The organism is Pseudomonas sp. HTZ2 (genome assembly GCF_033173945.1).
In the GTDB taxonomy this organism is placed as follows: Bacteria; Pseudomonadota; Gammaproteobacteria; order Pseudomonadales; family Pseudomonadaceae; genus Aquipseudomonas; species Aquipseudomonas guariconensis.
The window spans coordinates 3,609,636-3,622,154 of sequence record NZ_CP137332.1 but is presented as its reverse complement, the minus strand read 5'-3'; the positions used below and the strand labels follow the sequence as shown (position 1 = coordinate 3,622,154).

Sequence of the window (12,519 nt, the reverse complement as noted above, 5' to 3'; positions counted from 1 at the left end):
CGGCCCCTGTCATGTGGGTCTGACGCTTACGGGTACTGCTGGACAGTGCCCTGCTGATCGTACTGCTGACCCGGAATCGGCTTGAGGTTGACCTCTACACGACGGTTCTGCGCACGGCCATTGGCGTCGGCGTTGCTGGCGATCGGCTGGTCCGGGCCCATGCCGCGCACGCTGACGCGGGACGGGTCGACGCCCTGGGAAGTCAGATAGCTGCTGACGGCCTGGGCGCGACGCTGGGACAGGTCCATGTTGTGCTGGCGGCTGCCGGTGCTGTCGGTGAAGCCGACCACCTCGATGGTGTTCTGGTTGAACTGCTTGAACGAGTTGGCCAGGTTGTTCAGCGGCGAGTAGAAGCTTGGGGAGATGTTCGCCGAATCGGTGGCGAAGGTGATGTTGCCCGGCATGATCAGCTTGATCTGGTCGCCTTGGCGCTGCACTTCGACACCGGTATTGGCCATCTTGGCGCGCAGCTCGGCTTCCTGTTTGTCGGCATAGTAACCATAGCCAGCAGCGGCGGCGCCCACTGCGGCGGCGCCGATCAGCGCGCCCTTGCCACGGTTGTTGTGATCGATGGCAGCGCCGGCGATGGCACCGGCCAGCGCGCCCAGGCCACCATACTTGGCGGTCTTGCTCATCCCGGTGGAGCCCTGCGCCTGGCCCTGGCTGTCATAGGGGTTCTGGCCGGCACAGCCGGTCATCAGGGCAGCAGCGGTAGCGACGATAATCAGACGACGCATGGTGAACATGGACAAGCTCCTACAGAAATTCGAAAGTGCAAAAGGTCGTGGATGGCCCTATGCCAGCCTTGGACCGAAGCGAGGCGGAATAATTCCGTGAAACCTCACGCCCGCACGAAAGGATTTTCGCGCATTTCGTCGCCAAGACGAGTATCCGGGCCATGGCCGGTCACCACCACCGCTTCCTCGTCCAGGCGATAGAGCCGCTCCTTGATGGAACGGACGATCGCCCGCTGATCCCCACCCCACAAATCGGTGCGACCGATTCCCCGGCGGAACAACGTATCACCTGCGATCAGCAGCTTGGCATCGGCGAACCAGAAGCTCATCGAGCCCGGTGTGTGTCCCGGCGTATGCAAAGCCACACCGCAGCCACAGGCCAGTTCCTCGTCGTCTCCCAACCAGCGGTCCGGTGGCGGCACCGGCGTGTAGGGCACGCCGAACATCTGGCATTGCATCTGAAGGTTGTCCCACAAAGGCTGGTCGTCCTTGTGCAGATGCAAGGTCGCGCCAGTCAGTTCCTTGAGTTTGCCCGAGGCGAGGAAGTGATCGAAGTGGGCATGGGTGTGGATGATGCTCACCAAAGTCAGGCCATGGGCCTGCAGGCGGGCGAGAATCTTTTCCGGATCGCCCCCCGGGTCGACCACGATTGCCTTCTTGCTGATCGGATCGCCGATCAGAGTGCAGTTGCACTGCAACGGGCCGACGGGGAAGGTTTCCCGAATGAGGCTGGGAGATTGGGGATTCATGTGCGTTTGGTCCTGCTTGCGTTCAGGCAGAAACCATACAAGAAAAACCCCTGGCTCCCCATACCAATAACAGAGAACTGAAGAGCAACTGTCTCGCTTCGTGGCGCCTTCTTCGCGGGTAAACCCGCTATCTGGCCCGCGTTGCCCCTTGCGGGGGTGGGTTTACCCGCAAACGAGGCTTATACAAAACGTGTTCGATACAGCATCAAGGCAAATACAACCGGAACAACCCGCCCCCCAGCACCCCGCCGTTGCTGATCTCGATCCGCCCGCGCACGCCATTGCGCTCGTGCAGGGCGGCGATGCGGGCGGCGAAATACAGACCAAGGCCTGTGCTGCCGGTGCTCGAGTCGATGCCTTGGACGTAGTCCTGCTGGCGTTCGAGCATGCGCTGTGGATAACCGGGGCCATCGTCGTTGACGCTGATCACCAGTTGCTCTCCCACGTCTTCGATGCTGATCTGCAAGGCGTGACCGGCATGGCGAATGGCGTTGGTGAGGACGTTGCCCACCACCGAAGCGACCAGCTCGCGGTCAAAGAAACCCAGCGGGCTTTCGGTCTCCAGGCGCCAGGTGGCGAGAATGTCGCGATGCTCCAGCACCTCCTGCTGGGCGGCGAGCTGGGCTTCGATGAAGTCGTCCAGTTCGTGGTAGTCCGGGCAGATCGGCAACTGGTTGATATCCAGCTTGTACAGGCCCAGCAACTGCACCAGCATGCCGTTGAGGTGGCGAAACTCATGCTCCATCACGCCTTGCTCGCTGCCGCCGTGCAGCACTTCGGGCAGCCGCGCCAGCCATTGGTCGTGGGCCTGGATCAGCGCCGACAGCGAGTTTTTCATGTCATGCACGGTAGACGCGATCACCGTGGAGAAATCCAGCCCCTGCTCGTCTCGATTCATGCGCCGAATACCCGGATATGCAGTTTGCGGTAGCGATCGTAGCGGTTGTCACTGGCCGGAATGCCGGCGACGCTCTGCAGGCAGTTGCGGCACTCCTGCATCAGTGCAGGCGCCGGGTTTTCGCCACCGATACGCAGCAGCGCCTGGGCGGTATTCAGTGCAATGCTGATGTTCTTGGGCTGCAACGCCAGCGCCCGGCGGAACATCTCCAGCGCCTCGTTGAGCTGGCCGCCCTGGTAGCTGCGCACGCCTTGGCGGTTGAGGTCCACCGCCTCGGTGACAGCACCGAGCACGCTGGGGTCGTCGGTGAGCTTGGCCACGCTCTGCATGACCTTGGGGTCGTCGCCGTAGGTTTCCACACAGCCCTTGAGGATGCTGGTGCCGGCCGAAGCCTGGCCGAGTTGCTGCAACTGCTTGGCCACGGTCAGGGCCGCTTCGACCGAGAAGAACTGGTCCATCTTCTCCAGGCGCTGCATGGCCTGCTCGGTGAGTTTGCCCGCCGTTTCCTCGTCACCGGCCTGTTGCAGACTGGCGGCTTTCATCAGTCGGGCACGCACCTGCAGGCCCTGGTCCTCGACGTTTTCCTTGGCCACTTCGCTGAGCACCGTGTTGATCTCGACGCGAGTGCGGGCATCCAGGCCATTGCCGGCGTTCTTGCTCATCAGCGCCTGGACCAGGCCCAAGTTACTCTCCGGGCTTTTATAACGAGAACTCTGGCCTTGGTTGACGGCGTGACGATAGGCCTTGGAGGCGCTCTCGAAGTCTTCGTTGTCCAGCGCCAGCTTACCCAGCGCCGCCTGCCGGCGTACCGCCAGGGGCGACAGGCGCACGGCTTCTTCGAGCATGTGCTGGGCCCGCTTGGTCTCGCCCTGGGCGACCAGCACTTCAGCCATGCCATCGTACAACCCCGGCATGATCGGGAACGCCTTGAGCGCCTGCTCATAGACACCCTGGGCCTGGGCATGCTGGCCACGCTTGTGCAGCAGGCTGCCAAGGGACGCATAGACCCACGGCTGGGGGCGACTGGCAAGGATGCTGGTGAGGAATTTTTCCAGCTCTTCGAAGCGGTTCAGGTCGCGCAGCGCATCAGCGCGATAGCGCAGGCACAGCGGGGCGAAGCGTGGGTCCTTCTTGCACAGCTCGGCGCAGGCCGCCAGCACTTCGGCAGGGCGTGCACGGTCCAGGGCCTGAAGAATCGGCTTGAGCAGGGTCTTGCGCTGAACGAGTTTTTCCAAGCGCTGGGCCAGGCCCACCCGGTTGAACGGTTTGGTCAGATAGGCATCGGGCTCATGTTCGAGTGCGCTCAGGACGATGGACTGGCTGCTCTCGGCGGTGACCATGATGAACACGCATTCATGGCTGATCAGCTTGTCCAGCAGCAGGTCTTCGAGCACCTGCTGACCGTTTTTCTTGCCGTCGCCCAGGTGGAAATCCTGGAGGACGAAGTCGTAGCGCTTCTGCGCGCACATGCGCAAGGCTTGCTCGCCGCTGTCGGCGGTATCCACATCGCGCACCCCCAGCTCACGGAGCATGGAGCGGGTCGAGGTGCGAAAGTCGGTGAAGTCGTCGACGATCAGGAAGCTTTTTTGCCCGTACTGCAGCATCAACACGACCCTGTATTGGCAAGAGTTGGAGAATGGTCCGTGGCGATGCGTACCGCCGAACAGGCTATCGGCAGCGAGTCAGGAAAGATGAGCCCGCGATGGCCGCCCAGAAATAATGGCCATGAGCCATTATCCGACCCGATCCACGATCAGGCAAGCAGCCCCAGGCTCTTGGCCTTGGCCACGGCCTGTGTGCGACGCTCAACGCCAAGCTTGGCGTTGATGTGACTGGCGTGGGTCTTGACGGTATGCAGGGAGATGAACAGCCGCTCGCTGATCTGTTGGTTCGAGCAGCCTTGGGCGATCAATTCGAGCACCGCCAACTCGCGTCCGCTGAGCGCCTCGATGTTTTCCGCGACCGCTGCGGGGCGCGGCAGGCGGGCGAGCAATTCGGCCTGGACTTGACAGGCCGGGCGTGTGGCCAGTTGCTCACGCAGCCAGTGGGGCTGCTGCTCGAGCAGTCGCTGGAACGGTTGCAACACGCCGCCCCGGGCGGCCTCGAGGGCTTGAGGCAACAAGGCCGCCGCCTCCTGCTCCTGCCCCTCGGCCAGTAACAGCGACATCCATTGGCACAGGGCGTTGACGACCAGCATCATGCCGCCACTGGCCTGACCACGCTCCACCAGTGCACGCAGACGCTCCGCCGCCTCCTGAGGCCGCGCCAGCACGGGCTCGAGCAGCGACTGCTGCAACTCGATGTGCAGCGCCAGCAACGGGTGGAATTCCGGCGCCGCCGCCGGTCGTTCGCCGCCGTAGGTCTGGCCCAGGCGCAACAGCCAGGAGCCGGCCAGGTCGGTACGCCCCTGGGCCAGCCACAGCTCGCATTTCACCAAAGTGATCATGGCCAGGTAGAAGATCGGCGGCACATCCCAGATGTGCATCAACCGCTCGGCCTCGGCCAGTTCGGCGAAGGCCTCGGCGAACCGGCCCTCCCGACCGTCGAGCGAGGCGATCACACAATGGCCGATCAGCACGCTGATATCGCGGCAAGCCCGCGCCTCGCTGAGCCCGGCACGAAGCCGCGCGCGGCCTTGGGCGGGCTGCAGGCGCGAGACCAGCAGATACCCCTCATACAAGGTCAGCCGGGCGCGTACGGCATACAGGCGTTGCGCCGACAACCCTTGCAGACGCTGCAGGCCTTGATGCACTTCATCCAGGGCACGCAGCACCTCACCGCGGGCGTGCAGCACGCGCGCCCGATCGTAATGGGCCAGGGCCTCGAACAACGGATTGCCGACGCGCTGCGCCAACTCCAAGGCTTCTCGGTTCCAGCCTCGGGCCCGCCAGAAATCGCCATCGGCGATCGCCAGGTTGGATAGCGTCGATAGGCACACCAGACGCTGGCCATAGCGTTTGTAAGGCAGGCTGCGCAGTGCCTCGCCACAGTAGGCCAGGGTGCGCTGACGGTCCCCACGCCCCCGGGCGATCACCCCGCTCAATGCCAGCCACTGGGCGAGCATGGATTTCTGCGCAGTGGCCGAAGGGGCCGGCAGGAAACGGCTCAAGTGCGCCGCCAGCTCTTCGGCCGCATCAAGCTGGCACGCCAGGCCCAAGGCCCAGCTATACAGCACGATCAGACGCGGGGTGCTGATCAGCAGGCTATCGGGCAGGTCCATCTTCCAGCGCAGCAGCATGCCGACGTTCTGCTCGGCCAGCAGTTGCTCTTCAGACAGGCTCTGCACCAGGTCGGCGGCTACGTCCAGATGCCCCGCGCGCAAGGCCTGTTCCACGGCCTCGTCGAGCAAGCCTTGGGCCTGGAACCAGCGGCACGCCCGCAGGTGCAGGGCGCCTAACGGCTGGCTGGAGTGACGGCTGCGCAACAGATCGGAGAACAGATGGTGATAACGGAACCAGCGGCCATGTTCGTCCAACGGCACCAGAAACACCTGGTGGGCCTGCAGGTATTTCAGGATGCCGGCGCTGTCCTCGCGTTCGCGCAATGCATCGCACAGCTCAGCGCAGAAGCGCTCCTGGCAGGCGGTGTCATAGAGAAACGCCTGCACATGGGCCGGCAGGATCTCGATGACCTCTTCGAGCAAGTAGTCGCGAATCAGCCCTTCGCCGCCGTGCAAGGCCTGGGGCAAGGCGTTGTCCTCGCCGGATTCGCTGGCCGCCAGTTGCCAGAAACGCAGCCCGGCAACCCAACCGTCGCTGCGCTGGATCAAGTTGTCCAGCGCCTGCCCGCGCAGCCCTGTGGGTTGGCGGCCGATCACTGCCAAGGCTTCGTCGGGCGTCAGGCGCAGGTCCTGCTCATTGAGCTCGACCAATTGGCGCGACAGCCGCAACCGCGCCAGGTGCCAGTCAGGTCGCTGGCGGCTGGTGACCAGCAAGACCAGGCCGGTGGGCAAATGGTTGAGGAAGAACTGCAGGCAACGGTCCAGCACGGGCCCCTGGGCCAGGTGATAGTCGTCCAACACCAACAACAAAGGAGAGTCCGCCTGCAGGTAGAGCGCGAGCTCGTCGAGCAGGCCATCGAGCCACTGTTCGAAGGCGAACGGTTGGTGGCGCTGACGCATTTTCAGCAGCCCCATGGCCTGGCCCCCCAGGGCCGGACAGAACTGCTGGAGGCCTTCGAGCAGGCGTTCAAGGAAGCGGCCGGGGTCGGCATCGCGCTGGCTGAGGCCAAGCCATAGGCTGCGCCAGTGAACAGGTAAGGCCTGACAGAACTCGATAGCCAGGGAGCTTTTGCCGAAGCCCGCCGGTGCGTTGACCAGCAACAGACGCCCGTCGAGGCCCAACTGCAGGCGCTGGCACAGCCGCGACCTGGGCACATGGCCATCAGGCAGGGGCGGCCGGAAGAAACGCCCGTCCAACAGGCCGAAGGCCTGACTGGCAAATCCATGCATACGGGACAGGTCTGTCATGGCCGGCTCGTTCTGGGTGGAGGACTACGGCGGGTATGGATTGTTGCGAGACTAGCCGGTAACGCCGCTCATTTGAAGATGATGGCTGCGGTTGGCAAGAAAAAGACTACAACAAAAAGAAACAAGGCCGATGGCGGGAATGAGCAGGCATTGGATGCGTGAATGGCAGGCAGGGTGTGTAAACCTCTGGGGCTGCTTTGGCAGCCCCAGTGGCTTCAGGCGAAATCAGACCTCAACGCACGCCGTCCTGGCGCAGCGCCGCCGGTTGGAAGTCGCTCTTGCTGGCACTGAAACCGAAGTCGTAGGCGCGTTTTTCCTCGTTCTTCATGCCCAGCGCCAGGTAACGGCCCGATTGCAGGTCGTAGATGGTCTCCAAGGTGTACCACGGCACTTGCACGTTGTAGTAGTCCTGGGCATGAGCCTCCGACACACGCCACAGCTGGCCACGGCCGTCGTACTGGTCGATCACCGCGGCCTGCCAGGTGTCCTCGTCGATGTAGAAGTCACGCTTGGCGTAGATGTGCCGCTGGCCAGGCTTCAAGGTCGCGACCACATGCCACACACGGCGCAGCTCGTAGCGGGCCAGGTCCTGGTTGATGTGCCCCGGCTTGAGGATGTCGGCATACTTGAGGGTGGGCGAGTCGAGCTTGTAGCTGTTGGAGGCGATGTACAGCTCCTTCTTGCCTTCGAGCTTCCAGTCGTAGCGGTCCGGTGCACCGTTGTACATGTCCAGGTTGTCGGAGGTGCGCAGCCCGTCCGCGGCGGTGCCCGGCCCATCGTAGGACACCTGTGGAGCCTGGCGCACACGACGCTGGCCAGCGTTGTAGATCCAGGCCTTGCGCGGCTCCTTGACCTGGTCGAGGGTCTCGTGAACCAGCAGCACGGTGCCCGCCAGACGCGCCGGGGCGGTGACCTTCTGCTTGAAGTAGAACAGGATGTTGCCTGGGTTGTTCGGGTCGTAGTCCTTCATGCGGTCACGGAAGACGAACTGGTCCTGGAAGTACACCAGGCTGTAGGAGCCGTTCTGCTGGGGCGTGGCCTGGGTGACCAGGCGGGTCACGCTACCGCCACGGTAGCGAGTGATGTGGTTCCAGATCACCTCCAGACCGCTTTTGGGGATCGGGAACGGAATGGCGGTGCGGAAGTTGTTCAGGCCGTTGCCGCCTTCGACCAGCGTGGTTTTGGTGGCGTTTTCCTTGATGGCGGCGAACACTTCATCGGGCACGGTCGCGCCGCGGTGGGTCTTGTACACCGGGATCTTGTACGTGTCCGGGTAGCGCTTGAACATCGCCACCTGGCCTGGTGACAGCTTGTCCTTGTACTGGTCGACGTTTTGCGCGGTGATGGTGTAGAGCGGCTTGTCGCTGGCATAGGGGTCGGACAAAAAGCCCTTGGCGTCAGCGCTGCCTGCAGTCTTGGACAGCGGTTCCCACGGGCCGATGGAGCCATCGGCATTGCCGGCCTTCTCTGCCCCCATTGGGGTCAGGCTCGCGCCCAGCTTGGCAGCCTCGTCGGCGGACACCGCGGCCATTACGCTGGTGGCCAGCAGGGACAGCCCCAGTACACCGGCTTTGAGCAGACTTCTGGTCTTGTTCATTGTTGTCGTCCTGGATCAGTGTGCTTAGAAGTTCACGCCAAAGCTCAGCGCCACGAAGTCGCGATCGTCCACGGTGCTGTACTTGCCATCGAAGAAATTGGTGTACGAAAGGCTCGCCGTGTAGGTGTTCTGGTATTCGGCGTCCAGGCCCAGGCTGATGGCCTTGCGGCCTTCCTCGAAGTTGGCGCCAGGGCCTGGCGAATAACCCGAGACGTCATGGGACCAGGCCACGTTCGGCCGCAGGTTCACCCCGGCGAAGACATCGTTGTAGTCCCAGATGGCGCGGGCGCGGTAACCCCAGGAGGTCGTGGTGGTAAAGCCATCGTTCTCGCAGTTGCGGCTGATGTTGGCGGTGGAGCTGTTCAGGCCAGAGCCCCCGATGGTGCTGCCGTTGAGCGCTTCGCAGGTACCGTTGGGCAGATTGCCTGGGCCAAAGACCGGGTCGCGACCGTACCGCGCTTTGCTCGAGCTCTCGAGCCCGCCTACGTGGGTGACGCCCACTTCTCCCACCACGGTGAGGCGGCTGGCACCCATGACCTGATCGAAGAAGTGGGTCAAGGTGGTCTGGAACTGGGTGATTTCCTTTCGGGTGTACCCGTGCAGGTCTTCGCCCGGCACGCCGGTGAGCACCGAGGCATCGGCGTAAGGGCCGCCCAGCGGACGCACGGCCGAGAAGAGGATGTCGGTGGTGTTCAACTGCACCGGAGCGTTGGGGCGGTAGCTCAGCTCGCCACTCCAAGCAGTGCCGGTGGGCAGCGTGGTGGAGAAGCTCAGGCCATACAGTCGGATATCCTCAGGGTATTCGACGAAGTATTTCGAGTTACCCGCGACGATGATCGGCGCCAGTCGACCGAAGTTGCCCGCTGCGGCATAGACCGACGCAGGTGCGCCAGTTGCGCTGAAGATCGGCGCACGGCTGTGGTAGTTCATGAAATACGCGCCGAACTCGGTATCCAGCGGCTCGAACATGTAGCGCATGGCCACGCCGAACTGGCCACTGTCGCGTGCATCGCGGTCCGGCCCACGGGCGACCTTCACGCCCTCCTGGTTGATATCCACCCCTTGGCTGGCCAGAAGGCCCAGTACCGGAGCCGGCAGGGAGCGGCTGCTGTTGAGCACGCGCAGGTTGTCGCTACAGCCATCGGCGATGATGTCGGCCTGGGAGAAGAAGGTGCCGCAGTTGTCGACGACCGTCTGGTCCCATTCGATCTGGTAGAAGGCCTCGGCCGACAGGTTGTCGGTCAGGCTTTGGGAGATATAGAACATGTTGACCGGGATCAGGCCTTCCTTGATCTCGGCGCCAGGGCGGCGGAAGGCAGACACGTCGATCGGGTTGATCGCGTTGATGCCGCCACCGATGAAGGTGCTCTCACCCCAGCTGACCACCTGCTTGCCCAGGCGTACGGAGCCTGGCAGATCGCCGATGGAGTAGTTGTGGTAGACAAAGGCGTCGAGCAGCTCGGCGCCCGAGGACTTGGCGCCTTCCTTGCGATTGGAGTCGCTGATGTCCTTGAACTGGCGGTGCTCGTCCTTGAGTTCGAAGTCATACCAATACTTGCCCCGGACGAACACGCCGGTGTCGCCGTACTTCAATTCCAGGTCATGGATGCCCTTGAAAATCTTCGAAAAGGTCTCGCCCTTCTTGAAGTTCAGGTGGCCATTATCGGAGGTCTGGGACAAGCCCTTTCCACCGTTGTTGACCCCGATCAGGTTCTGGTTCGGATTGGCCGTTGACCAGCTGGCCCCGATGGAGAGCGACGAATCGAACTGGCCTTCGATTTCCCCGATGTTGAAGCTGACACCGAATGCGGGACTTGCGAGCGTGGAAGCGAGGCTGACGGCCAAGGGCAGCTTCGCCCGGCGCCAGAACAGGTTTGCAGATGTCATCGACGCTACTCCATGTACTTTATTGTTATGGCAGTGAGTCCTTTCAGAAACGGCCCGTGCGACCGGTGTGCAGGCTTGCGCCCGCGGCGCTGCGACTTGCGCGCAGTGCCTTGCCCCATTCCTGAAAATCACCTGGCCCCGACTATAGCCAGCAGGTCCGGGTGCTTGATCCCTCTAAAGTGTGATTTGTGTTTCCTGGGCCGACGATGGCTTTCAGGACGCGCGCAAGCATGGCGCAATTTCAGCGCTTTACAAGCGCCAGCCGCTCTGGCCTGCGGGTCGCGCGCAGACGAGCGCGACCCGCAGGGAGGTTACAAGGTCGACAGAAACGCGCTGTTACTGGCCTGCCACTGGACGATGTCCTGGCGGATACGCTTCTTGTCGAGCTTGCCGACACTGGTCTTGGGAACTTCAGTAACAATCGCGATCTGGCTAGGGATCGCCCACTTGTTGATGTGCCCCTGCTCGACGAACGGCTTGAGGTGATCCTTGAGCGCCCGGGCATCGATGGCCTGCCCTTCGCGGACCACCAGCAAGGCGAATGGCCGCTCGCCCCATTGCGGGTCGGCCACACCGACCACCGCCACTTCGCGCACCGCCGGGTGGCGACTGATCAGGTCCTCGAGGTCGAGGGAGGAGATCCACTCGCCACCGGTCTTGATCACGTCCTTGATGCGGTCACGGATGTCGATGTAGGCCATGCCGTCGAGGGTGGCGACATCGCCGGTATGCAGCCAGCCGCCCGCCCACAGCTCCTCGCTCTTTTCGGATTCCTTGAAGTACCCCTGGGTCAGCCAGGGTGCGCGCAAGACCAGTTCGCCCTGGGTCTCGCCATCGGCTGGGAGGAAGTTGCCGTTACCATCGACGATCGCGGCCTCCACCAACGGTACCGGCACACCCGCCTTGATGCGGTAGGAAATACGCTCGTCCTCGCTGCCGGCCTGCAATTCGTCGTTGAGGTGGGCGCAGGAAATCAGCGGGCAGGTTTCCGACATTCCGTAGGCTGCGGTCAGCTGGATGCCCCGCGCCAGGGCCGCCTCATAGAGCGCCTTGTTGAGCGCGCTGCCGCCGATGATGATCTTCCAGCCGCCAAAATCCTCGCCTTGGGCAGACGGGCAATTGAGCAGCATTTGCAGGATGGTCGGCACGCAATGGGAGAAGGTGACCTTTTCCTCGCGCCACAGCTTCACCAGCATTTCCGGCTCGTAGCGCCCCGGATAGACCTGCTTCATGCCGAGCATGGTGGCCGCATAGGGAATGCCCCAGGCATGCACGTGGAACATCGGGGTGATAGGCATGTACACATCGTTGCTGCCCAGCAGGCGCACGCTGTCGATACTACCGGTGACCGACGCTTCGGCCAGGGTGTGCAGCACCAACTGGCGATGCGTGAAATACACCCCCTTGGGGTTGCCGGTGGTGCCAGTGGTGTAGAAGGTGGTGGCCACCGAGTTTTCGTCGAAATCGGGAAAGTCATAGTGTGGACTGGCCGCGGCGAGCAGTTGCTCGTACTCGCCGACCAGACTGGGCAGATCGGCCTGTTTGTCTGGCCCATCGGTCAGCAGGATGGTTTTGTCCACCGTGGTCAACTGGCCGGCGATGGCTTGGTAAAGACCGGCGAAGTCGCTGTTGACCAGCACCACGCGATCCTCGGCGTGGTTCATGGTGTAGAGAATCTGCTCCGGCGACAGGCGCACGTTGATCGTGTGCACCACCGCGCCAATCATCGGGATGGCGAACATGCACTCCAGGTATCGATGGCTGTCCCAATCCATCACCGCCACGGTATCACCGGCCTTGACCCCAGCCTCGGTCAACACGTTGGCCAGACGCGCGATGCGCTCGACCAGTTGCGGATAGGTCAGGCGCAACTGGTCGCGGTAGACGATCTCTCGGGTCTTTTCGTAGCGGCTGCCCGACATCAGCAGACGCTTGATCAACAGCGGGAAGGTATAGGCGCCCTCGGCGGGCTTGATGATACGCGTCTGCAACATAGGGATCCCTTATCTGCAATGCTGGCCGGAGAAGTCTGATGTCTACTCTAGAACGGTGACACTTTGGTCAAATCAGCCGAAGGAATGATTCGAAGGGATAAAGGTATGAGTGGCCTCGCCCCACACGCTTGACACTTTGCCAACCCGCCTTCAGCTTGATCGGCTGCGCTGTCGCGCAACGGCTGACCT

Annotated in this window: 8 protein-coding genes; all 8 read right to left on the bottom strand. The window is 62.8% G+C overall.

Going from position 1 to position 12,519, the window contains the following annotated elements; all coding sequences use genetic code 11:
• Window positions 1-26 precede the first annotated feature (26 nt).
• Entirely contained in the window at window positions 27-746 is a 720-nt protein-coding gene (locus R6G97_RS16775; RefSeq protein WP_043213831.1) for an OmpA family protein, read from the bottom strand.
• Window positions 747-841: 95 nt separating this feature from the next.
• Complete coding sequence (locus R6G97_RS16770) at window positions 842-1,486, bottom strand: MBL fold metallo-hydrolase (protein WP_043213829.1); 645 nt, start codon at window positions 1,484-1,486, stop codon at window positions 842-844.
• A 205-nt stretch (window positions 1,487-1,691) separates the two neighbouring features.
• The gene (locus tag R6G97_RS16765; protein ID WP_043213827.1) at window positions 1,692-2,384 is read right to left on the bottom strand and encodes a sensor histidine kinase; all 693 of its coding nucleotides are present in this window, start codon (window positions 2,382-2,384) and stop codon (window positions 1,692-1,694) included.
• The gene (locus tag R6G97_RS16760) at window positions 2,381-3,988 is read right to left on the bottom strand and encodes a tetratricopeptide repeat-containing response regulator (protein WP_043213825.1); all 1,608 of its coding nucleotides are present in this window, start codon (window positions 3,986-3,988) and stop codon (window positions 2,381-2,383) included. Before R6G97_RS16760 ends, R6G97_RS16765 begins: the two co-directional genes overlap by 4 nt.
• Before the next feature lie 149 nt (window positions 3,989-4,137).
• A complete protein-coding gene (locus R6G97_RS16755; RefSeq protein ID WP_317847249.1) occupies window positions 4,138-6,852 on the bottom strand; it encodes a LuxR C-terminal-related transcriptional regulator in 2,715 nt (904 codons plus the stop codon).
• Between the two features lie 232 nt (window positions 6,853-7,084).
• Window positions 7,085-8,449 (bottom strand): DUF1329 domain-containing protein, encoded by a 1,365-nt coding sequence (locus tag R6G97_RS16750; protein WP_043213821.1) that lies wholly within the window; start codon window positions 8,447-8,449, stop codon window positions 7,085-7,087.
• 24 nt (window positions 8,450-8,473) lie between these two features.
• Entirely contained in the window at window positions 8,474-10,336 is a 1,863-nt protein-coding gene (locus R6G97_RS16745) for a DUF1302 domain-containing protein (protein WP_317847248.1), read from the bottom strand.
• Window positions 10,337-10,647: 311 nt separating this feature from the next.
• A complete protein-coding gene (locus R6G97_RS16740) occupies window positions 10,648-12,330 on the bottom strand; it encodes a fatty acid--CoA ligase (protein WP_317847247.1) in 1,683 nt (560 codons plus the stop codon).
• Window positions 12,331-12,519 lie beyond the last annotated feature (189 nt).

Bases quoted from the DNA above. Each gene is read 5' to 3' on its own strand.
- R6G97_RS16765 (WP_043213827.1), bottom strand. From the start codon at position 2,384: ATGAATCGAGACGAGCAGGGGCTGGATTTCTCCACGGTGATCGCGTCT.
- R6G97_RS16760 (WP_043213825.1), bottom strand. From the start codon at position 3,988: ATGCTGCAGTACGGGCAAAAAAGCTTCCTGATCGTCGACGACTTCACC.
- R6G97_RS16755 (WP_317847249.1), bottom strand. From the start codon at position 6,852: ATGACAGACCTGTCCCGTATGCATGGATTTGCCAGTCAGGCCTTCGGC.
- R6G97_RS16775 (WP_043213831.1), bottom strand. From the start codon at position 746: ATGTTCACCATGCGTCGTCTGATTATCGTCGCTACCGCTGCTGCCCTG.
- R6G97_RS16770 (WP_043213829.1), bottom strand. From the start codon at position 1,486: ATGAATCCCCAATCTCCCAGCCTCATTCGGGAAACCTTCCCCGTCGGC.
- R6G97_RS16750 (WP_043213821.1), bottom strand. From the start codon at position 8,449: ATGAACAAGACCAGAAGTCTGCTCAAAGCCGGTGTACTGGGGCTGTCC.
- R6G97_RS16740 (WP_317847247.1), bottom strand. From the start codon at position 12,330: ATGTTGCAGACGCGTATCATCAAGCCCGCCGAGGGCGCCTATACCTTC.
- R6G97_RS16745 (WP_317847248.1), bottom strand. From the start codon at position 10,336: ATGACATCTGCAAACCTGTTCTGGCGCCGGGCGAAGCTGCCCTTGGCC.